Source organism: Mesonia ostreae (assembly GCF_031845265.1).
Lineage (GTDB): Bacteria > Bacteroidota > Bacteroidia > Flavobacteriales > Flavobacteriaceae > Mesonia > Mesonia ostreae.
The window spans coordinates 84,237-107,732 of the sequence record NZ_JAVRBG010000011.1 but is presented as its reverse complement, the minus strand read 5'-3'; the positions used below and the strand labels follow the sequence as shown (position 1 = coordinate 107,732).

Genomic DNA, 23,496 nt, shown 5'->3' with positions numbered 1-23,496 from the left:
AAGGAATGGGAGAGTCTGCACCAAAAGTAGACTGCGAACCTTGTACCGAACAACAATTTGAACTTAATAGAAGATCTTCTTTTACCCTTGTAGAAAAATAAGATTCCCAGTGTATATATAAAAGCTCGTCTAATTCGTTAGACGAGCTTTTTTCATGCTTTAACTTCAGAAAAAAAATAACAAATTATAGAAAAAGGAATTTCGGTGGTAAGATTCTACATATTATCTAAAACCGCGTATATTTGCAGCAAAATTACATAACCCATGAGTAAACTTTTAATTGTAGGAACTGTTGCTTTTGATGCTATAGAAACTCCTTTTGGAAAAACAGATAAAATTTTAGGAGGAGCTGGTACTTATATCGGCCTGGCAGCCGAAAAATTTGGTGTAGATAGCGCGATTGTTTCCGTTGTAGGTGGAGATTTTCCGCAGAAATATTTAGATTTATTTCAGCGAAAAAATATTAATACAGAAGGTTTGGAAGTCGTTAAAGATGGTAAGACATTTTTTTGGAGCGGGAAATATCATAATGATATGAACTCACGAGATACCTTAGATACCCAATTAAATGTGCTGGCAGATTTTGAACCAATGGTTCCAAAGAGTTATAAAGATGCAGAGGTGGTTATGTTAGGAAATTTACATCCACTCGTCCAATTAAGCGTGATTGAACAAATGGATAGCCCTAAGCTGATCATCTTAGATACGATGAATTTTTGGATGGATAACACTTTGGATGAGCTACACCAAGTGATTGCAAAAATAGATGTCATTACAATTAATGATGAAGAAGCAAGACAACTCTCTGGAGAATATTCATTGGTAAAAGCAGCGCGTAAGATTTCTAAGATGGGGCCAAAATATGTGGTGATAAAAAAAGGAGAGCATGGCGCCTTGTTATTCCATGGAAATGAGATGTTCTTTGCACCCGCCTTGCCTCTAGAGGATGTTTTTGATCCTACAGGAGCAGGAGATACTTTTGCCGGTGGTTTTGCAGGATATTTAACCCAAACCAACGATACTTCCTTTGAGAATATGAAGAATGCGATTATCTACGGCTCCAATTTAGCTTCCTTCTGTGTAGAGAAGTTCGGCACCGAAAGAATGATTGATTTGGAAGGCGATGAAATTGATAAAAGATTAAAAGTTTTCAAATCTCTTACTCAATTTAAAATAGATTTAAATTAAACAAATGCCCTGCCCAGCGCAGGGTTTTTTGATACTTATACAAGAATAACAACACCACAAATTTCAAAGGAATCTATCATTATGAGCGACGCTATAAAACACGAATGCGGAATTGCACAAGTAAGACTTCTAAAGCCTTTAGAGTATTATAAGAAGAAATATGGTACCGCATTTTATGGATTAAATAAAATGTACCTCATGTTGGAGAAACAACATAACAGAGGTCAAGACGGTGCAGGATTAGCAAGTATAAAATTAGATACAGACCCTGGAGAACGGTATATTAGTAGAGTGCGTTCTAATCATGCGCAGCCTATTCAAGATATATTTGCTCAGATTAACGATCGTATTAACGAAGAGCTTATCAAACATCCTGAATATACCACCGATGTCGCAGCTCAAAAAAAAAATATCCCATATATAGGAGAGGTCTTTTTAGGGCACGTGCGTTATGGTACTTTTGGAAAAAATAGTATAGAAAGCGTTCATCCATTCTTACGTCAAAATAATTGGATGCATCGTAATCTTATCGTTGCGGGTAATTTTAATATGACCAATGTGTCTAAAATGTTTGACAATTTGGTAGAATTGGGACAGCATCCCAAGGAAAAGGCAGATACGGTCACGGTAATGGAAAAGATAGGTCACTTTTTAGACTCTGAAGTTAGAAAGCTATATAAAAAACTTAAAAAAGAAGGCTATTCTAAACAGCAAGCTTCCCCGCATATTGCTGAACAATTAAATGTAGCAAAGATCTTAAGAAAATCCTCCAAAGACTGGGATGGAGGTTATGCTATGGCTGGTCTTATAGGGCACGGAGACTCTTTTGTACTTAGAGATCCCGCAGGAATACGACCGGTGTATTATTATATGGATGATGAAGCCGTAGTAGTAGCTTCAGAAAGGCCTGTGATACAAACGGTTTTTGATGTTGCTTTTGAAGACGTAAAAGAGCTAGAACCAGGCCACGCTTTAATTACCAAGAAAAATGGAAAAACTTCCATCAAGAAAATTGTAGAACCTTTAGAAAGAAAAGCTTGTTCTTTTGAACGTATTTACTTTTCTAGAGGAAGTGATGCCGAAATTTACCAAGAGCGTAAAAATTTGGGTAAATTTATTATGCCAGATGTTTTAAAAGCCATCGATTACGATACCATTAACTCGGTTTTTTCTTTTATTCCAAATACTGCCGAAACTTCTTTCTACGGAATGGTGGAAGCCGCACAAGATGAATTGAACCGACAAAAAAACGAAGCGATATTAGAAGAAAAAGAAAATCTTACAGATAAACGTCTTACAGAAATCCTTTCTCACCGCCTACGTACAGAGAAAATCGCGATTAAAGATGTTAAACTGAGAACCTTTATAACTGAAGATAGTAGTAGAAATGATTTGGTAGCACACGTGTACGACATTACGTATGGAGTAGTAAAACCAACAGATAATCTAGTGATAATTGATGACTCTATTGTAAGAGGGACGACGCTTAAAATGAGTATTTTAAAAATGCTAGATCGTTTAGAGCCTAAAAAAATTATTGTAGTTTCCTCGGCTCCACAAATTCGTTATCCAGATTGTTACGGTATTGATATGGCTAGACTAGAAGATTTTATAGCTTTTAAAGCAGCATTAGAGCTTTTAAAAGACCACGATAAGTATGCTATTATTGAAGGGGTGTACAAGAAATGCAAAGATCAAACTGAATTGGACGATACAGAAGTGCAAAATTTTGTAAAAGAAGTATACGAACCTTTTACAGATAAGCAAATTTCAGATAAAATTGGAGAATTGCTAAGTGATGATTCCATTAAGGCAGAAGTAAAAGTAATTTATCAAACCGTAGAAAAATTGCACGAAGCTTGTCCTAAGAACTTGGGAGATTGGTATTTTACAGGCGATTATCCTACGGCTGGCGGGAATCGAGTTGTAAATAGAGCATTTATAAACTTTTATGAAGGAAATAATAAAAGAGCCTATTAAATAAGGATTTTAAATATAAACCGAAAATATTTAGAATAATCCGCAGTTTATTTTGATAAATCAACAATAATTATATATATTTATAATTCCATAACTAAGTAGGTTAAGTTTATGGTAAAATTTGGGGCAAAAAGGTGGTTTTTTTAACCACCTTTTTTTCATTGGTACCATTTTGAAACCTTACTTATAAAGAAACTGAAAAATGATCCCATCAATCAAAAGCTCTTTTCTAACGCTGTGTTTTTGTTTTCTATTTTCTTTTACCTGCTGGACAAAAACTACTCCTGCACAAGCTATAGACAGCATATTAATAGAACGACCATTAACTTATAAGAGTATAAATGATCAATTAAAATTTTTTCAGCGAGATTCTACTCAAGTAAAAGATGCAATTTTACGCTTCACCAAAGAGAAATATTTTACCGCAGCAAGTTATGAGTATATAAAACTGGGTAACATTTATAGAAAACACGCCTTGCATACTAAGGCTCTAGAAATGCACCAAGAAGCATTGATTTATGCAAAAAAAGCAAGCAATCAAGAATTTGAGATCTTCAGTTTAAATATGATTGGTGTCGATTACCGTAAAATGAATGCGTACGAGTCTTCTATAGATTTTCATGCAAAAGCCTTAACGATTGCAGAAAAAATAAACAATCATTCTAATGGTATTTTAAGAAGTAAAGAAGTTTCCTATAACTCTATAGGAAATGTATATATTTTATTAGAGCAGTACAAACTGGCTATAGAAAGTTTTAAAAAGGCTTCGGCAATAGCAGCAGAATCTGGTAACCGCTGGTCGGTTTCTATTAATAATGAAAATATAGGTAAGACCTACGAGAAAATTGGAGAGTATGATGAAGCAATTTTTTATGTAGAAAAAGCACTGGATATAGATACCGACTTAGGAAATCATTTTGGTAGGATGATTTGCTATAATCGCTTGGCGAGCATTTACCTTAAAAAGAACAATGCGCAAAAAGCTGAAGAATATATAGAAATGGCTATTCCCATTGCAAAAAGTGTGAACAGTGATTTTTATAACTTGCTTATTTCCATTAATAAAGGGAAACTAGCCTTTGCATATAAAAATTATGAGGAAGCAGAAACTATCTATCTCAAAAGTTTAGAAGAAGCCCAAGAGAAAGATTTAAAAGACTTGCAAACCAATTTGCATCGGTATTTATCTATACTTTATGAGGCAAACGATAAACCTTCAGAAGCATTAATGCATTATAAAAAACACCAAGCCTTAGAAACTGAATTAACGGGTTTAAAAAAAGCTCAATATATCAATGATCTTATTATAAAATATGAATCTGTAAAGAAATCAGAAAAAATAAAAAATTTATCTGCGGAAAATAGAATTAGCGAATTAAAACACGAACGACAAGAAAATATTTGGATCATCATTTCTGTTTTGGCTGGTTTAGCTGTAATAAGTATTTACTTATTTTATAGACAGCGGCAATTAAAATCAGAAAGAAATATTTTGGATCTAGAACAACGATTAATGCGTTTTCAAATGAATCCGCATTTTATTTTTAATGCGCTTAATGCTATTAAGCTGCACGTTATTCAAAACGAAAAAAAGAATGCGGTTTATTACCTTAATAAATTTTCTAAGCTTATGCGGAAAATTTTGGAATCTTCATTATCTAAGCAAGTTCCTTTAACAGAAGAATTAGAAACAGTGGCGCTTTACCTGCAAATAGAGAATATTAGGTTTAACGAACAAATCACTTCCACGATAGATATTAAAACCGACTATAATTTGGAAGAGGTTCCCGTACCCTCTTTATTTTTGCAGCCTTTTGTAGAAAATTCTTTATGGCATGGCTTGTTGCCAAAAGAAGAAGGGGAGAAGGTCATAAGCATCTCGGTTTTAGAACAAAAAAATCATTTGCTTTTAGAGGTAAAGGATAATGGTATTGGTAGAAAACAGGCAGCAATAGCAAAATCTAAAAAAGAATTAAGAAAGAAATCTGTAGGAATTACGATTACCAAAGAGCTGCTTGCCAATTTTTATAAAAAACACCGTTATGATTTTTCCATTAGCTATACAGATTTGTTGGATGCTACTAACAATTCTGAGGGTACATTAGTGAGTATCGCTATTCCTAAAAAATAAAAACTGTCTAAAAAATTACTTTTCTAGACAGTTTAAAATATAAATTAGCAGACTAAACTATTTAGCTTCTGCATATTTTTTTCCAATTTTTTCCCAGTTAATTACATTAAAAAATGCATCAATATAGTCTGGTCTTCTATTTTGATAATTTAGGTAATATGCGTGTTCCCAAACATCCAATCCTAAGATAGGATGACCTCCACAGCCTTGTTCTGGCATTAATGGATTATCTTGGTTTGCGGTAGAACAAATTTCTAATTTCCCACCTTTATGTACACAAAGCCAAGCCCATCCAGAGCCAAATTGCGTGGCAGCTGCTTTAGAAAATTCTTCTTTAAAAGTATCAAAACTTCCAAAAGCTTCATCAATTGCTTTAGATAAATCACCAGTAGGTTCTCCTCCACCTTTAGGAGACATTACTTCCCAAAATAAGTTGTGGTTATAAAAACCGCCACCATTATTTCTTACTGCTTTATTATCCATATCTAAATTGGTAAGAATCTTTTCAATATCTTTTCCTTCTAGATCAGTTCCGTTTACCGCATTATTTAATTTTTTTGTGTACCCAGCGTGGTGCTTGCTATAGTGAATTTCCATAGTTTTCGCATCAATATTAGGTTCTAATGCATCGTATGCATAGTCAAGTTTTGGTTGTTCAAAAGCCATAATTATAAATTTTTTTTGTTAATAGTAAATTTTCAATCAAACTTAACTATTAAGAGAGACTTTAAAAATTATATAATGTTATAAAATACTTAAATACAAAATCTTTCTTCTTAGGCTTCGGTATAGGCTTACATTTCTTATTTTAGTAAAAATAATTAGGAGTGTCTAAAATGAATATTAAATTGTATTGCTCATAGTAGGTAACGAACAAGCCCGTTAACACTTACAGTTTACCTATCTTAATAGAGTTATATTTACGGAATTAAAAATACCGTTTATTAGATACTAGAATTTAGATCTAATTTCTAGCATCTAAAAGGGCAATGGTTTAACAACTTAGTCGGACATGACTATAAAAAACATACGTATTGCAAAATCCCAATCCTATTTCATTTTATGTCTTTAACGCTTCTGCTGGTTCTGGTAAAACCTTTACCATTGTAAAAAAATACCTAAGCCTCTTGTTTGAATCTTCTCAAAAGGATTTTTATAAGAATATTTTGGCCATTACTTTTACCAATAAGGCTGTGGCCGAAATGAAAAGTAGAATTATAGATGCTTTGCGCGCTTTCGCGGAAGGAGAAACGCCAGCTAAATATGTAGCTTTACGTTTGGCTATTGAAGAAGAAACCCAGCTAACTGCGGAAGATGTGCATCAAAAAAGTAAACTTATCTTAGAAAGTATCTTGCACAATTATGCTGCTTTTGAAATTTCTACCATAGATGGTTTTACCCACCGAGTCTTACGCACCTTCGCTAAAGATTTGGGCATCGCCATTAATTTTGAAGTTGAAATGGATACAAGTTTGGTCTTAAGCGAAGCCGTAGACCGAATCATAGAAAAAGCAGGAAAAGACCAAGAACTCACTAAAATCTTAATCGATTTTTCTTTAAGCAAGGCAGATGATGATAAAAGTTGGGACATCGCCAAGGATCTAAACGATATTGCAAAACTTCTTATCAATGAAAATTACATTGAGCCACTAAGTATTTTACAAAAGTATGAGTTAAGAGATTTTAAAACTTTCGAAAAGCTAATTCGTGAAAAAGTAAAATTGCTTGGTGAAATCGCTAAAGCCGAAGCGAACAGTTTTATGGAACTCATGAATCAAAATGGATTAGAAACTAAAGATTTTAGTTCTGGGTATATCCCAAAATATTTTCAAAAGGTAATTGATGGCGGCAATTGGTATCCTGCTGGCAGTAAATGGCAGCAAGATATAGAAACCAACGCTCCTTATGCAAAAAAACAAACCGATGACAAAAAGAGCATTATGGATGCGCTTTTACCACAGATTGCCGCCCAGTATCGCTTGGTAGAAAAAGCGGCTTTTCAGCAAGAGCTTTTTAGACAAGTTTTAAAAAACTTAAATTCTTTATCCTTATTAAATGCCATTTCACGCGAAGTAGAATTGCTAAAGCAAGAACGAGATATTTTATTGATTTCAGATTTTAATAAAAAAATCAGCGAAAGCGTAAAAAATCAACCGGTTCCTTTTATATATGAACGTTTGGGCGAAAGATATCAGGATTATTTTGTAGATGAGTTTCAAGATACATCAGAACTGCAATGGAATAATCTAATTCCTTTAATTTCTAGCAGTTTGAGTTCGTATTCTTCCGCAGGAAAATTAGGAAGTTTGCATTTGGTAGGGGACGCCAAACAATCTATTTACCGTTGGCGCGGAGGAAAAGCCGAGCAATTTATTGATTTGAGTAGTGAGAATGAAGGAATTTCTAACAATCCTTTTTCGGTTTCTAAAACGGTAGAAAATCTCCCTTCAAACTGGCGAAGTAAAGCAGAGGTAGTCAACTTTAATAATGATTTTTTTGCACATGCGGCTTCCTATATTGAAACTCCGGCTTACGAAGATCTTTTCTTGAATGCAGCGCAGAAAGTAGAGAAGAAAGAAGGAGGTTATGTGCAAATAGATTTTATAGAAGCCGAAAATGCCGCAGAGAAAAATGAAATTTATCCGCAGAGAATTCTAAAACTCATCCAAGATTTAGAAGAAAAAGGCTACCGTAAAGAAGATATCTGCATTCTAGTAAGAAGAAAAAGCGAAGGATATGCCATTGCCGAGTATCTAAATGAATACGGAATTCCTATAATCTCTTCGGAAACTTTGTTGGTAAATCAGTCTATGGAAGTGCAGTTTGTTACTCATATATTGCAGCTTAGCGTTTACCCTCTAGATCAACAGGCCAAGTTTGGCGTTTTGCATTATTTATGGGAGCATCAAGTAGGCGATGTAGATTTTTTCACCTTCGTAAACGCAAAACTTTCTTTAACAGGACAGGAATTTTTTGATTCTTTAGAAGAATACGAGCTGTTTTTTAACCTTGGTAATTTTCAGAAAATTCCTTTTTATGATGGTGTAGAATATGTGTTGCGCAGTTTTAAACTGATGCATAGTTCTAATGCCTATGTGCAATTTTATTTAGACTTTGTGTATGAATTTACGCAGAAAAATAGTGGAGGTATATTGCATTTTTTAGAAGAATGGGAACATAAAAAAGATAGGTTGAGCATTGTAGCGCCAGAAGGACAAGATGCTGTACAAATTATGACCATTCATAAGTCTAAAGGTTTGGAGTTTCCAATTGTGATTCATCCCTATGCGAATTCTGCTTTAGATGATACGATGAAAGATTTTTTATGGGTAGAGTTGCAAGACGAAAGTTTGCCTATTCCCTTGGGGTATTTAAGAGCTTCCAAAAATCTTTTGGATTTTAAGGGAGATGCCGCATCAAAATACACTCAGTTGCTTCAGGAAAAACAATTTGATGTGCTCAATGTGCTATATGTGGCGTTTACAAGGGCTAAAAATCAGCTTTATATTTTATCTGAACTGGAATTGGACAAAAATAACCTTCCGAAGAAAAATAAAATTTCTGGAATTTTGATTGATTACTTAAAACTGAAGAATAAGTGGAACGATTCCTTGAGTTATTCTTTTGGAGAACTCAAAAATCAGCAAGAAATAAAAGAAAAACAAGAAGAATTGATTTATCAAGAGATGATTTCTTCGGCACCCACACAGCATGATATTGATGTAGTAACTAAATCTGGAGTTTTATGGGATACTCATCAAGAGGCTTCCATAGATTTTGGAAATACTTTACACGAAATTTTAAATGATATTGAAGTAAAGACCGATGTAGAAAAAGCATTAAAAAAAGCGATTCAGTCTTCTTTAATAGAAAAAATAGAAACTTCGCTGTATAAAGATTCGATTTTAAATTTGGTAGAGCACCCAGAGCTTAAAATTTATTTTTCTGAAGAATATATTATTTATAACGAAAAAGAAATTTTATACGAGGGAGAATTCAAGCGATTGGACCGTTTATGTATAAAAGAAAAAGAAGCAATAATAATTGATTATAAAACGGGAGCTTTTTCGTCTACACACGAAAATCAAATCAAAACCTATGCTATGGCAGTAGAAAGTTTGGGTTATAGGGTCATAAAAAAAATATTAGTTTACCTACAAGACACGGCTGAGCTAAAGATTGTTTACATTTGAATTTATTAAAATTATCAAACCATGTATAGTAAAGAAATTAAGGATTACCTACAAAATGAACTGAATGAGATCAAAGAAAATGGTCTCTACAAAAAAGAAAGAGTTATTACGACACCGCAAGATGCTGTCATAAAAATTGATACAGGCGAAGAGGTGATTAACTTTTGTGCCAATAATTATTTGGGACTTTCCTCTCACCCAGAAGTGATTCAGGCGGCGAAAGATACCTTGGATTCTCATGGGTTTGGAATGAGTAGTGTTCGTTTTATTTGTGGTACTCAAGACATTCACAAGCAATTAGAAAAAGATATTGCAGATTTTTATGAAACCGAAGATACCATATTATACGCTGCGGCCTTTGATGCCAATGGAGGTGTTTTTGAGCCTATTCTTACTAAGGAGGATGCAATTATATCAGATTCTTTAAACCATGCTTCTATAATTGACGGCGTTAGACTTTGTAAAGCTGCGCGTTACCGCTATGAAAATAGCAATATGGAAGATTTAGAGGAGCAATTAAAAGCAGCCAATGAAAACGGAGCACGTTTTAAAATTATTGTAACCGATGGGGTTTTCTCTATGGATGGCATAGTAGCACCATTAGATAAAATTTGTGACTTGGCAGATAAATATGATGCTTTGGTGATGATTGACGAATGTCACGCAACTGGTTTTATAGGAAAAACTGGAAGAGGAACCTTAGAGGAGAAAAATGTAATGGGTCGTATTGATATTATTACTGGAACTTTAGGAAAAGCGATGGGCGGCGCCATGGGAGGATATACCACAGGGAAAAAGGAGATTATAGATATGCTAAGACAGCGCTCTAGACCGTACTTGTTTTCTAATTCTCTAGCACCAGCTATTGTAGGGGCTTCCATTAAAGTCTTTGAAATGCTTTCTGATAATACAGCATTAAGAGATCAATTGGAAGAAAACACCAAATTCTTTAAAAAAGAAATGAAAGATGCAGGTTTTGATATCATAGATGGAGACTCTGCTATCGTGCCAGTAATGCTTTATGATGCCAAGCTTTCACAACAAATGGCAGATATGCTCTTAGAAGAAGGTATATATGTAATAGGATTCTTCTTCCCAGTGGTACCAAAGGGTAAGGCGAGAATAAGAGTTCAACTATCTGCCGCTCATAGTAGAGAAAACTTAGTTAAAGCAGTAGATGCATTTAAGAAAGTTGGAAAGAAATTAAACGTCATATAAGCAGCTATATAGGACACTTGCCAAAAGTGTTAAGAAAATTTTATTATTATTTCTTTTTTTAATACTTAACAAGCGTTTACTTTTGTTAATAATTAACACTTAAAAATTAAATTTTAAAATATGAAACATCTTAGCAGATTTTTATTAGTTTCATTGTTCTTCTTAGGTCTTACGACTGTACAGGCACAAGATGAGAACAATCCTTGGGCAGTTGGTATTGGTGTCAACGCCGTAGATTTCTATCCTGTAGGTGAAGATGCACCTCAAGGTGGTATGTTTGATGAATACTTCAACTTAGGAGATCATTACAATATTTTACCTTCAGTTTCAAGACTTACCGTTGGTAGATATGTAGGTGCAGGATTTTCTGTTCAACTTGCAGGTTCTGTAAACCAAATTGATAAATTTGGAGACGAAAGAAGAAATGATTTGTCTTATTATGGAGCAGATGGAGCTATTAGATATAGTTTTAGAAGCCTTATCAATCAAGAAGGATGGTTTGATCCTTACTTAGGTATTGGTGGAGGTTATACTTGGATTGACGATGACGGGCAAGGTTCTGTTAATGGTACTTTAGGTTTTGACCTTTGGTTAACAGATAATATTGCTTTTAACATCCAGTCTACGTATAAAGACGGTTTAGGTGATGCAGGTTTAGATCACTTCCAGCATTCTGCTGGTTTTAAATTAGCTTTTGGAGGAAAAGATACAGACGGTGATGGAGTATTTGATAAAGATGATGAGTGTCCAGAAACTCCAGGTTTAGTTGAATTTAACGGTTGTCCAGATTCTGACGGTGATGGAATCCAAGATAGTGAAGATGACTGTCCAAATATTGCTGGTTTAGCAGAATTTAACGGATGTCCTGATACTGATGGTGATGGAATCCCAGACCCTCAAGATGAATGTCCTACTGAAGCTGGATTAAAATCTTTAAATGGATGTCCTGATGCTGATGGTGATGGAATAAAAGATAGTGAAGATGATTGTCCTGAAGAAGCTGGTCCTGCATCTAACAATGGTTGTCCATTCGAAGATCGTGATGGCGACGGTGTATTAGATAAAGATGATCAATGTCCAGATGTGGCTGGAACAAAAGCAAACAATGGTTGTCCTGAGGTTACTGTTGAAGTAATTAACGAACTAAATGAATACTCTAAAACAATTTTATTTGATCTTAACAAATCAAGTATTCGTAAAGAATCTTACGATGCTTTAGAGTCTATTTCTGAAATTATGAATGAGTATCCTAATACTGTATTCCATATTGAAGGACATACAGATAGTCAAGGAAGAGATTCTTATAACTTAGAATTATCTAAAAAGAGAGCAAACTCAGTTAAAGATTATTTAGTAGATGAAGCTAATATTTCTTCTAGAAGAATTACTTCTGAAGGTTACGGTGAAACTCAACCTATCGCAACTAACAAGACTGCAGCTGGAAGACAGCAAAACAGACGTGTAGAAGTTTCTTTAGAAAAGAACAGAGACAAGGAGTAATTCTTTCTCTTCAATCCAAATAAAAACCGCCTCAGTTGAGGCGGTTTTTTTTTAGTTGTCAGTTTGAGTTAAACCAAATGCATGTAGTTGCTAAAAGAATTCTCGAAAGGTAAAGTGTGTTAATTCAATGTAAGATTTAATTAAATTTCTAGCAGGTTACAGATTAGCCAAAGAGAAACTCTACTACTTCTTCTACTCGAGAAGCTAAATGTACTTTAATGGCATATTTACCTGTATTGAGTTTATTTTGTGAAGAAACCACAATCGTCTCAAAACCTAATTTTTCGGCTTCTAAAATACGTTGTTCTATTTTTGGTACAGGTCTTACTTCTCCAGCCAAACCAATTTCTGCTGCAAAACATATATTTTTTGCTATAGAAATATCCTCATTAGAAGATAGAATTGCCGCAACAACAGCCAAGTCAATAGCTGGGTCATCTACAGAAATTCCTCCAGTAATGTTTAAAAAGACATCCTTAGCTCCCAATCTAAATCCAGCTCTTTTTTCTAATACAGCCAAAATCATATTTAAACGTTTAGCATTATACCCCGTAGTAGAACGTTGAGGAGTACCATATACAGCAGTACTTACAAGGGCTTGTATCTCAATCATCAAAGGTCTTAAGCCTTCCAAAGTAGCTGCAATTGCGGTACCGCTTAGCTCTTGGTTGCCTTTACTCAATAGTATTTCCGAGGGATTGCTAACTTCTCTCAAACCCTCTCCTAACATTTCATAAATACCCAATTCATTGGTAGAACCAAATCTATTTTTGTGCGCTCTCAAAATTCTATATACGTGATTGCGATCCCCTTCAAACTGTAAAACGGTATCTACCATATGCTCCAAAATTTTCGGTCCGGCAATGCTGCCTTCTTTGGTAATATGACCAATAAGTAATACCGGAGTATGCGTTTCTTTAGCAAATTTAATAAGCTCTGAGGTACATTCTCTAATTTGGGAAACACTACCAGGAGAGCTTTCTATAAAGTCACTGTGTAGCGTTTGAATGGAATCTATAATAACTATTTCTGGCTCTAATTTTTCAATTTGCTGAAAAATATGCTGGGTCTTTGTTTCTGTAAGAATGTAGCAATCTGATGGATTAGGGTTAACGCGTTCTGCACGCATTTTTATTTGCTGTTGACTTTCTTCTCCAGAAACATATAGAGTTCTGTAATTTAAATTTAGAGAAACCTGAAGCAATAACGTACTCTTTCCAATTCCGGGCTCTCCCCCTAGAAGCGTTAACGAACCAGGAATAAGCCCACCACCTAGCACACGATCTAACTCAGCATTATTTGTAGAAAGTCTTCTTTCTTTCTCGTACTGAATATCTTTGAGAAGAGCGGGGCTAGCGATTCTTGGTTTACCAGAACCAGGGGAAGAGCTTTTCCAATCTTTTTTGTCTTGTTTTTGAACAACCTCTTCAACCAAAGTATTCCATTGTTTGCAAGAAGAACATTGCCCCTGCCATTTAGAATGTGGGGTTCCACAATTTTGACAAAAGAAGGTGGTTTTAGTTTTAGCCATAAGAAGAATTTTATGCTAAAATATGTAAAGTTTATAATCCAAAATTTTCTTTAAGCTGATTAATTTTTTCTAACATCATATCTTTGGTTAGGTACGAGGTTTCATTCAAGGAAAACGCTACTAAATATTCTTTTTTGGCTCTTTTAGGCCTTCCATTTTCTTCATAATAACGACCTAAGAAATAACTTCCTATCATACTATCTGGATACTCCTTTTGAGCGAGTTTTCCCAAATCTTTATATTGATCAAATTTCTCTTTTTCTTCAATAGCCGCAGAAATGGCCATGATATCATTTATACGAAATTTGATGTCTAGGTTGTATAATTCTTCAATAAAGTCATATCTATCTATTAAATAGTCATAAAAAGAACCCTTTGTTGTCAATACCTCATCTTCATAATCTTTGGTATTAATGGGTCGATAAGAGGAGAATATACCTTCTATAGCATCGGGAATTGCTCTTGCCACCAAGGAATAATGAGTTGCATCTTCAAAATTATTACTATAGAAAAAGAATTTTTCATTATCAATTTTTTCTAGTTCAACAATCATTTGAGAATTTACTTCTTCTAATTTGCCTGCATCATCAGATCCCGTCGCTATATAATACCAGATTTTATTATTAGAGGAAGAAATGATTTCTGGAAGGTTGTTTGCAATCCTATCGTTATAATCTGCACTCAAATTAATGTATCCATGAAAAATAGGATTTTCTTTGAGCAGATAATAGTTCATAAAATTGGCAGTTTTGTCATGCCCGGCAATAATTCTAAAATTAGATAGACGGTAATTTTCCTCTAATAAAGGGAGAAGTTCGCCACCTAAAAATTCAAAAAAATCTGCTCCTTTGTCTAAAGGAAGCTGATCTTGTATATCTAATCTAGTGTCTTCCTTTCTACTTTCGGACTGATTAATACCAACAACTAAAGCTTCTGGCATATCTTCCCAGTAGCTGTAGTAATCTACATTCCCAGCAATAGGCTCAAATAGGTAATCCCCGTCTAGCACCAAAATTAGCGGGTAGGTTTTGTCTGTATTCGATTTGTAATTTCGTGGAAGTTGTATTTTAATCTCTCGTTCTGCTTGTAGTTTTTTTGATTCTAAAACTTTGTATTCTACTTGACTAAAACCTATGTGAGAGAAGAGTAAAGTAAAGCATAATAGTAAGTAAGATGTTTTCATAAGTTGGTCTCTAAAATTAATTCATAAGATAGGAAAAATTACTTTTTGTTGATTAACGGCATCAAAATAATAGATAAACCGCCAATAATTAGGTTTAAGAGTGTTTGAGAGCCCCATATAACCCAACCAAAAGCTTCTCCAGTTTGTTGATTTATTCCGTAAAGAACAAGAACAGCTCCTATAGCAATAGGGTAGACGCCAATCCCACCATTAGTCACAGAGATGGCAAAAGATCCTACCACAAAAGCAACTAAAATTTGCCCCATGTCAATTACTGAAGCTCCCGGGACTGCAAATTTGATAAGGTAAAACATGAGAAGATACATTCCCCAAATAAAAAAAGTGTGGAATAGAAAAGCAAATTTATTCTTCATAGTTAGAATGCTTTTCATTCCTTCTAAGATACCTTTTCCTAGATTTCTTATTTTCACAATTATTGGGATGGTCGATTTTTTAATAATTTTCAAAAATAAAATTCCTAAAAGGAACAGGATAACCAAAATTAAAATCCCGAAAAACGGATTGATTTGATAGGTGTCCATGACCATGATGATATATTCTGTTTGAGAGAAAAAAGCGATACTCAAAATAAGCAACAGCATAACTAAATCTGCCACTCTTTCAGAAATAATAGTTCCAAAGGCTTTCTCAAAAGGTACCTGTTCATAATTTGCAATACTCGCACCCCTTAAAACTTCCCCAGACCTTGGAATTCCCAAATTGGCTAGATATCCAGACATCACTGCCATGAAACTATTGTGAAGCTTTATTTTATATCCTAAAGGAGCGAGTAAAAATTTCCACCGGTACGCTCGAGAAAGATGGGATAAAAAACCGCAGAAAAGAGATAAGAATACAAAAAGAAGATCTGCTTGAACGATGTTCTCATACAGTTGATTTCTTTCTGCCTCTGTGGAGCGATAGATAGAAATACAAATTAAAAAAACTCCCAACAAAAGTGGGAGTATTATTTTTAGACTCTTTATTAATTTTTTTTTGTTCAACAGAAGATTTTTAGTTCAAGAGATTGTTCTGTTCGTTAGGAAATACAATAGAGGGTTTAAAGTTCTTTGCTTCCTCAAAATCAACAATAGCGTAGGTAATTAAAATAAGAATGTCGCCTTTTGCTACCTTTCTAGCGGCAGCTCCATTTAGGCAAATCTCACCAGAGTTTCTAGGACCAGGAATGGCATAAGTTTCTAATCTTTCGCCGTTATTATTATTTACAATTTGAACTTTCTCGCCTTCCACAATATTGGCAGCGTCCATAAGATCTTCATCAATAGTGATGCTGCCAATATAATTTAAATCGGCTCCCGTAACCTTTACGCGATGAATTTTAGATTTTACAATATGAATTTGCATTTTTTCTTTTTTAATCTTTTAGTTTAGTGCAATGTTATCAATTAACCTTACATTTTTGACATAAGCGGCAATAAAAGCGCGATATTTTTCTTTTTGACTAGAAAAAGGCGCTAAGGTTTTAGCATTAGCTATTTCAAAATATTCCAATTTTAATACGGGATGCTGTTGAAATGCTGTTTTTATATCTTCCTCTATTTCAATAACAGATTTTGTGCCAAAGTCTGCTTTGGCTTGTTGTAAAATTTCATAGATAAAAGCAGATTCCAATCGATCCTCTTTAGATAGTAAAGCATTTCTAGAGCTTCTTGCTAACCCACATTTTTCTCGGTTTATTTCACAACCAATCACTTCTACTGGGAGGTTGGTGAGTTCTACCAATTTTTTTATAATTAATAACTGTTGAAAATCTTTTTCGCCGAAGAATGCCTTGTCTGGCTCTACCATCTCGAATAATTTTTTGACTATAGTTCCTACTCCGTCAAAATGACCATTTCGGTATTTTCCTTCCATAAAGCTTGCCACTGGTCCAAAATTGAAATGAGAAGAAGATACATTTTCGCCATAAACTTCTTGCGCAGAAGGAGCGAAAACAATACTATTCTTAGCAGTTTTTTTCTCAATTAATTGGATGTCGTTGTCTAAAGTTCTAGGATATTTTTCTAGATCCTCTTGGTTGTTAAATTGTGTAGGATTTACAAATATGCTAACAACGACGATATCACAGGCGTTTTTTGCAAATTCAATTAACGAGAGGTGACCGTCATGAAGCGCACCCATCGTGGGAACAAAACCTATTGTTTTATTCGCTTTTTTTTGAGCAGATAGATAATCTCTAAGTGCGCTTTTTTCTTTAAATACTAGCACGTTTTTGAAGTTTAGGTTGCGCAAAATTAATATATTACTGGTAAACTGCATAAAATTTCGTAATTTTGCCTGCTTTTTATATTCAATAGTAACAGCAATAGTATATCATTTATGAAAGATAAGCGCATTTTGTACGTGTCTTCCGAGGTAATTCCTTATTTACCAGAAACCGAAATATCGTCCATGTCATTCGAAGCCCCAAGAATGATTAACAATCAAGGAGGGCAAATTCGTATTTTTATGCCAAGGTTTGGTAATATTAATGAAAGAAGACATCAATTGCACGAAGTTATTCGTCTCTCTGGAATGAATTTGGTAATTAATGATTTAGACATGCCTCTCATTATAAAAGTGGCATCGGTTCCCAAAGAACGTATGCAAGTTTATTTTATTGATAATGAAGATTATTTTAAGAGAAAAGCAACCTTTACAGATGAGGATGGTAATCTTTTTGAAGATAATGACGAAAGAGCTATTTTCTTTGCAAAAGGAGTTATTGAAACTGTTAAAAAATTGAACTGGTCTCCAGATATTATTCACGTTCACGGTTGGTTAGCCTCGCTACTTCCGCTTTATTTGCGAAACTACTACGGTCACGAACCGCTCTTTTCAAATTCAAAAATTATTACCTCTGTATACAATAAAGGCTTCGAGGGAATGTTAGATGAAGAGATGCAAAAGAAAGTGTTATTTGATGGTTTGGAAGATGATGTGGTGGCTCATTTAGAAAAGCCGACGTATGAAAATATTATGAAAACAGCTATTGATAATTCAGACGCTTTGATTAAAGGAAGTGAAGAGTTGCCAGAGGATTTAGAAAGATATTTAGAAGAAAAAGATTTACCAACGTTAGAATACAAGTCTAAAGAAGAATTTGCTCAAGCATACCAAGATTTTTATTTTACAAAAGTCTTACTTGAAGAAAAAGAATAAATATATGAAAAAAATAGGTCGGTTAACTTTACTTCTCTTAGGAGTGGTTCTAATTACTATCTCTTGTGAAGATGATTTTGCAGAAGCAGGAAGTGACTTAGTCAATAACAACAATTTTAATGCACTATTGTATGATGCTTCCCAACTAGAAGTTGCAACAAAACCTTTGGTTAAAATGCAATCTAATTCCCTGAATAGCTATTCTTTAGGTTTTTATACAGATCAAGTTTATGGAAATTACTCTGCTAGTATTTTAACGCAGCTGAGACTTCAAAATCCAGATCCTGGGTTTGGAGCTTATCCAGAATTGGATAGTGTAGTTTTATCCATTCCGTATTACAGCAAACCTATATCTCAAGATGAGACAGGAACTCAATATAAACTGGATTCTATCTACGGAAATGTTCCCATTAACCTAGAGCTTTATAGATCCAATTACTTTTTAAGAAGTGAAGATCCAGAAAATGATTACGCACCTCAGGCTTACTATTCTAATCAAAGAGATCTTTTTGAAAGCTATTTAGATGCTCAGCCATTTGATACGATTGTAAATTTTCAACCCTCTGCTGCAGAAGTTCGGTTTAGAAAAGTGAATTCTAGAGGAGAGTTTGATACCATCGTAGCAAGTCCAAGAACAAGAATCAAATTGCCTCTTCAATATTTTAAGGAATTGATCTTTGATAAAGAAGGACAGCCAGAGTTATTGAGTAACTCTAATTTTCAAAACTTTTTTAGAGGCCTGTACATAAAGCCAGTTAATACTTTAGAAACTCCTATCACCGCTTTGTCTTTGTTAAATTTAAGATCTGAAGAAGCAAAAATTAGCTTATACTTTAACACTTCTGATGTGCAAGATCCTTCAGATGAGGAGTTGCAGCAAAAAGAGTATGAATTATATTTTGGGTCTAATATTGTAAATGTATTTAATACAGAGGATCAAACTATTCCGACAGGAAATGAGATTTATTTAAAAGGAGGGCAGGGTTCTATGGCAACCATAGATTTGTTTACAGATCCTGCAGAGTTGGAGACCTTAAGAGCTTCAGAATGGTTAATTAATGAAGCCAATCTTACCTTTTATGTAGACGAAAATCAAATCAGTGAAGATCATAATCAGCCGCAGCGATTGTTTGTCTATGATATAAAAAACAATAAAGTTTTACAAGATTATACATTTGATATAAGTGCCAATGATAACAATCCGCTTAAATCTAGATTGATTCACTTAGGGAGATTAGATAAAGATAATAACGGTAAAAGATTTTACAAATTAAAACTTACTTCTTATGTAAGTGACATTATTAATAAAGACTCTACAAATACTCGCCTTGGGTTAACCGTTAGTAATAATGTAAACATATTTAATCCTTTAAAGGCAGAGGTAGAAGGAGAAGAAAATATTGAGGAAGGCTCTCAAATAGAGGTGATTCCTTCTCCTATATTGTTGACCCCTCAAAGTACTGTTTTGTATGGTCCAGATGCACCAGAAGCAAATAGGTTGAAATTGAATATATATTATACTGAACCGAATTAATTATGTGTGGAATTGTAGGTTATATAGGGAGTAGAGACGCTTACCCTATTGTATTAAAAGGTTTACAGCGTTTGGAATATAGAGGTTATGACAGTGCAGGTATTGCACTTTATGACGGCGAAAACTTAAATGTTTGTAAGACAAAAGGAAAAGTGCTTGATCTTAAAAATAAGATGGAAGCAGAAAATATTACTGAAGGAAACATAGGAATTGGGCATACCAGATGGGCCACTCACGGGGTGCCAAATGATGTAAATTCACATCCACATTATTCTAACTCGGGAGATTTAGTAATCATCCATAATGGAATTATTGAGAATTATGCTTCCTTAAAACAGGAGTTAACTTCTAGAGACTATACTTTTGAATCGGATACAGATACGGAAGTGTTGGTAAATCTTATTGAAGATGTAAAGAAAAAAGAAAATGTAAAACTGGGAAAAGCGGTGCAAATTGCTTTAAATCAAACTATAGGCGCATACGCTATTGCGGTATTTGATAGAAATAAGCCAGATGAAATTATTGTAGCTCGTTTGGGAAGTCCGCTAGCCATAGGAGTTGGTGAAGACGAATTTTTTATCGCTTCTGATGCTTCGCCTTTTATTGAATTTACCAAAAGTGCAATTTACTTGGAAGATGGAGAGATGGCGATTGTTCGTTTAGGAAGAGAAGTGAAAGTGCGTAAAATTCAAGATGATAGTATTATAGTGCCTTACGTTCAAGAACTGCAAATGAATTTAGAGCAGATTGAAAAAGGAGGTTATGAGCATTTTATGCTGAAAGAAATTTACGAGCAACCTAGTGCTATTGTAGATACCTACAGGGGAAGAATGCTAGTAGATAAGGGTATGGTTAGAATGGCAGGAATGGACGATAACATAGAAAGGTTCGTGAATGCAAAGCGTATCTTAATCGTGGCTTGTGGTACCTCTTGGCATGCAGGTTTGGTAGCAGAATATATTTTTGAAGATTTTGCTAGAGTACCTGTTGAGGTGGAATACGCTTCAGAGTTTAGATATAGAAACCCAATTATAGACGAAAACGATGTGGTTATTGCAATTTCACAATCTGGTGAAACTGCAGATACGATGGCAGCTATTAAATTAGCAAAATCAAAAGGAGCTTTTGTTTTTGGAGTTTGCAATGTAGTAGGGTCTTCTATTTCTAGAGAAACTCATGCAGGAGCATATACGCATGCAGGACCAGAAATTGGGGTAGCTTCTACCAAAGCCTTTACTACGCAAATTACTGTGTTAAGTTTAATGGCGCTTAAGTTGGCAAAAGCAAAAGGAAATATGAGTAATACAGATTTTCATTATCATTTGCAAGAATTGGATTTAATTCCAGGAAAAATAAAAAAAGCCTTAGAAGCTAACGAACATATTAAAGAGGTGGCGAAAAAGTATATGAACGCTGCTAACTTCTTGTACCTAGGAAGAGGTTTTAATTTTCCTGTGGCCTTAGAAGGAGCTTTAAAATTAAAAGAGATTTCCTATATTCATGCAGAAGGCTACCCTGCGGCAGAGATGAAACACGGACCTATTGCTTTAATCGATGAAAATATGCCTGTGGTTGTCATTGCGACCAAAAAAGGACATTATGAAAAGGTAGTGAGCAATATTCAGGAAATTAAATCTAGAGAAGCGAGAATTATAGGAATTGTTACCGAAGGAGATACAGATGTACGATCTATGTCAGATTATGTGATTGAAGTGCCAGATACTGTAGAAGCATTTACACCTTTACTAACTACTATTCCGCTTCAGCTACTTTCGTATCACATTGCAGTGATGCTTGGTAAAAATGTAGATCAGCCAAGAAACCTTGCAAAGTCAGTTACGGTAGAGTAATAAATATTTTTCAAAATTAGGGGTGTTTTATTTCATAAAAATAATCTATCTTTGCAGCCGGAAAAAGAGAGCATTTTTTCCTTTATTTAATATTATAATAAAACCATTAGATAATGTCTAAAGTTACAGGTAAAGTTGCACAAATTATTGGTCCTGTTGTCGACGTTGTGTTTAGCACAGAAAACGCTGAGTTACCAAAAATTTACGATTCGTTAGAAATTATTAATAAAGATGGCTCTAAATTGATTCTCGAGGTTCAATCCCATATTGGAGAAAGCACAGTGAGAACCATAGCCATGGATTCTGCCGACGGTCTTAGCCGTGGGACAGAAGTTCTTGCTACGGGAAATCCAATTCAAATGCCCATTGGAGATGATGTTTACGGACGTCTTTTTAACGTAACAGGAGATGCGATTGATGGTCTTGGAAACCTGCCAAAAACAGGTGAAGATGGTATGTCTATTCACCGCGAAGCACCAAAATTTGAAGATTTATCAGTATCTCAAGAAGTTTTATTTACGGGTATCAAAGTAATTGATTTAATTGAGCCGTATGCAAAAGGAGGTAAGATTGGATTGTTTGGTGGTGCAGGAGTAGGTAAAACAGTACTTATTCAAGAATTGATTAACAATATTGCAAAAGGTCACGGTGGTCTTTCTGTATTCGCAGGAGTAGGAGAGAGAACACGTGAAGGAAATGACCTTTTGAGAGAAATGCTAGAATCTGGTATTATAAACTATGGAGATGATTTTATGCACTCTATGGAAAGTGGCGGATGGGATCTTCAAAAAGTAGATAAGTCTGCGATGAAAGATTCTAAAGCAACCTTCGTTTTTGGACAAATGAACGAACCACCAGGAGCACGTGCTCGTGTGGCACTTTCAGGATTAACCATTGCAGAGTATTTTCGTGATGGGGCAGGAGAAGGACAAGGAAAAGATGTACTTTTCTTCGTAGATAATATTTTCCGTTTTACGCAAGCAGGTTCAGAAGTATCAGCACTTTTAGGACGTATGCCATCTGCGGTAGGTTACCAGCCTACATTAGCAACAGAAATGGGTGCGATGCAAGAACGTATTACTTCAACAAAACGAGGATCCATTACTTCTGTACAGGCAGTTTATGTACCTGCAGATGATTTAACAGATCCAGCACCAGCAACTACTTTTGCTCACTTAGATGCAACCACAGTACTTTCTCGTAAAATTGCAGAACTTGGTATTTATCCAGCAGTAGATCCTTTAGAATCTACCTCTAGAATGCTTAGCGCTGCTGCATTAGGTGACGAGCATTATGACTGCGCACAACGCGTAAAAGAGTTACTACAGCGCTATAAAGAATTACAAGATATTATTGCAATTCTTGGTATGGAAGAATTATCTGAAGAAGATAAACTGGCTGTATCTCGTGCAAGACGTGTACAACGTTTCTTGTCTCAGCCTTTCCACGTAGCAGAACAATTTACAGGACTTAAAGGAGTTTTGGTAGATATTAAAGAAACCATCAAAGGGTTTAATATGATCATGGATGGGGAATTAGATAAATATCCAGAAGCTGCTTTTAACCTGAAAGGAACTATTGAAGAAGCAATTGAAGCTGGAGAAAAAATGTTAGCTGAATCCTAAAAATAGATTTGAGAGATTAGATTAGAGGTGTTAGAGAACCTCATATCTTATACCTCACATTTCAATACTATATCCATATGCATTTAGAAATTATAACCCCAGAGAAAATCTTGCTTAGCGCAGAAGTAGAATCTGTAGCAGTTCCTGGTGTAGAAGGAGAATTTCAAATGCTAAGCGATCACGAAGCCATCGTTTCTGTACTTGTTAAAGGAGAAGTGAAAATTGGTGGAAATGTAAGCTTGGCGGAAGAAGTAAAAGATGACTTTACAACGGGGGAAGATGGGAGATTAGAATATCACATTAAAGGTGGTGTTTTAGAATTTAAAAATAACAAAGCTATTGTTTTAGCAGATTAAGACCTGTTTAAACTATATAAGATAAAAAGCGCTTCTTCTAGAGGC

17 protein-coding genes are annotated in these 23,496 nt (G+C 34.7%); 11 read left to right on the top strand and 6 right to left on the bottom strand.

Annotated features, from left to right (window positions below; genetic code table 11):
- Positions 1-264: 264 nt before the first annotated feature.
- The 3 genes from RLT85_RS11730 (at position 265) to RLT85_RS11720 (ending at position 5,299) form a co-directional block, all read left to right on the top strand.
- Positions 265-1,188, top strand: coding sequence for a PfkB family carbohydrate kinase (locus RLT85_RS11730; protein WP_311402244.1), 924 nt, complete (start codon positions 265-267; stop codon positions 1,186-1,188).
- 81 nt (positions 1,189-1,269) lie between these two features.
- Positions 1,270-3,168: an amidophosphoribosyltransferase gene (locus RLT85_RS11725; RefSeq protein ID WP_311402243.1), complete on the top strand. Its 1,899-nt coding sequence runs from the start codon at positions 1,270-1,272 to the stop codon at positions 3,166-3,168.
- A gap of 202 nt (positions 3,169-3,370) precedes the next feature.
- A complete protein-coding gene (locus RLT85_RS11720; RefSeq protein ID WP_311402242.1) occupies positions 3,371-5,299 on the top strand; it encodes a tetratricopeptide repeat-containing sensor histidine kinase in 1,929 nt (642 codons plus the stop codon).
- 57 nt (positions 5,300-5,356) lie between these two features.
- On the opposite strand, the gene RLT85_RS11715 is transcribed toward RLT85_RS11720, so the two are convergent.
- On the bottom strand, positions 5,357-5,965 hold the full coding sequence (locus RLT85_RS11715; RefSeq protein WP_311402241.1) for a superoxide dismutase: 609 nt from the start codon (positions 5,963-5,965) through the stop codon (positions 5,357-5,359).
- A 368-nt stretch (positions 5,966-6,333) separates the two neighbouring features.
- Between RLT85_RS11715 and RLT85_RS11710 the strand changes: the two genes are divergently transcribed.
- From RLT85_RS11710 to RLT85_RS11700, 3 genes are all read left to right on the top strand, one after another.
- The gene (locus RLT85_RS11710) at positions 6,334-9,492 is read left to right on the top strand and encodes a UvrD-helicase domain-containing protein (RefSeq protein WP_311402240.1); all 3,159 of its coding nucleotides are present in this window, start codon (positions 6,334-6,336) and stop codon (positions 9,490-9,492) included.
- A gap of 21 nt (positions 9,493-9,513) precedes the next feature.
- Positions 9,514-10,710, top strand: a complete 1,197-nt coding sequence (gene kbl, locus RLT85_RS11705; RefSeq protein ID WP_311402239.1) for a glycine C-acetyltransferase — start codon at positions 9,514-9,516, stop codon at positions 10,708-10,710.
- 120 nt (positions 10,711-10,830) lie between these two features.
- The gene (locus tag RLT85_RS11700) at positions 10,831-12,210 is read left to right on the top strand and encodes an OmpA family protein (protein ID WP_311402238.1); all 1,380 of its coding nucleotides are present in this window, start codon (positions 10,831-10,833) and stop codon (positions 12,208-12,210) included.
- A 163-nt stretch (positions 12,211-12,373) separates the two neighbouring features.
- On the opposite strand, the gene radA is transcribed toward RLT85_RS11700, so the two are convergent.
- The 5 genes from radA to panC are packed head-to-tail and all read right to left on the bottom strand — an operon-like array spanning position 12,374 to position 17,153.
- Positions 12,374-13,741, bottom strand: a complete 1,368-nt coding sequence (gene radA / locus RLT85_RS11695) for a DNA repair protein RadA (RefSeq protein WP_311402237.1) — start codon at positions 13,739-13,741, stop codon at positions 12,374-12,376.
- 31 nt (positions 13,742-13,772) lie between these two features.
- Positions 13,773-14,924: an alpha/beta hydrolase gene (locus tag RLT85_RS11690; protein ID WP_311402236.1), complete on the bottom strand. Its 1,152-nt coding sequence runs from the start codon at positions 14,922-14,924 to the stop codon at positions 13,773-13,775.
- A gap of 38 nt (positions 14,925-14,962) precedes the next feature.
- Positions 14,963-15,880, bottom strand: a complete 918-nt coding sequence (locus tag RLT85_RS11685; protein WP_375712352.1) for a lysylphosphatidylglycerol synthase transmembrane domain-containing protein — start codon at positions 15,878-15,880, stop codon at positions 14,963-14,965.
- Between the two features lie 58 nt (positions 15,881-15,938).
- Entirely contained in the window at positions 15,939-16,289 is a 351-nt protein-coding gene (gene panD, locus RLT85_RS11680; protein WP_311402234.1) for an aspartate 1-decarboxylase, read from the bottom strand.
- A gap of 18 nt (positions 16,290-16,307) precedes the next feature.
- A complete protein-coding gene (gene panC, locus RLT85_RS11675; protein ID WP_311402233.1) occupies positions 16,308-17,153 on the bottom strand; it encodes a pantoate--beta-alanine ligase in 846 nt (281 codons plus the stop codon).
- Positions 17,154-17,264: 111 nt separating this feature from the next.
- Between panC and RLT85_RS11670 the strand changes: the two genes are divergently transcribed.
- The 5 genes from RLT85_RS11670 (at position 17,265) to RLT85_RS11650 (ending at position 23,451) form a co-directional block, all read left to right on the top strand.
- Complete coding sequence (locus RLT85_RS11670; protein WP_311402232.1) at positions 17,265-18,086, top strand: glycogen/starch synthase; 822 nt, start codon at positions 17,265-17,267, stop codon at positions 18,084-18,086.
- A gap of 4 nt (positions 18,087-18,090) precedes the next feature.
- On the top strand, positions 18,091-19,620 hold the full coding sequence (gene bamH / locus RLT85_RS11665) for a BamH family beta-barrel-assembly machinery protein (RefSeq protein ID WP_311402231.1): 1,530 nt from the start codon (positions 18,091-18,093) through the stop codon (positions 19,618-19,620).
- A gap of 2 nt (positions 19,621-19,622) precedes the next feature.
- Positions 19,623-21,470 (top strand): glutamine--fructose-6-phosphate transaminase (isomerizing), encoded by a 1,848-nt coding sequence (gene glmS, locus RLT85_RS11660; RefSeq protein ID WP_311402230.1) that lies wholly within the window; start codon positions 19,623-19,625, stop codon positions 21,468-21,470.
- 113 nt (positions 21,471-21,583) lie between these two features.
- Positions 21,584-23,095 carry a F0F1 ATP synthase subunit beta gene (atpD, locus tag RLT85_RS11655; protein ID WP_311402229.1) on the top strand — a complete coding sequence of 504 codons (1,512 nt, stop codon included), beginning with the start codon at positions 21,584-21,586 and terminating at the stop codon, positions 23,093-23,095.
- Between the two features lie 77 nt (positions 23,096-23,172).
- The gene (locus tag RLT85_RS11650) at positions 23,173-23,451 is read left to right on the top strand and encodes a hypothetical protein (protein ID WP_311402228.1); all 279 of its coding nucleotides are present in this window, start codon (positions 23,173-23,175) and stop codon (positions 23,449-23,451) included.
- Positions 23,452-23,496: the final 45 nt, after the last annotated feature.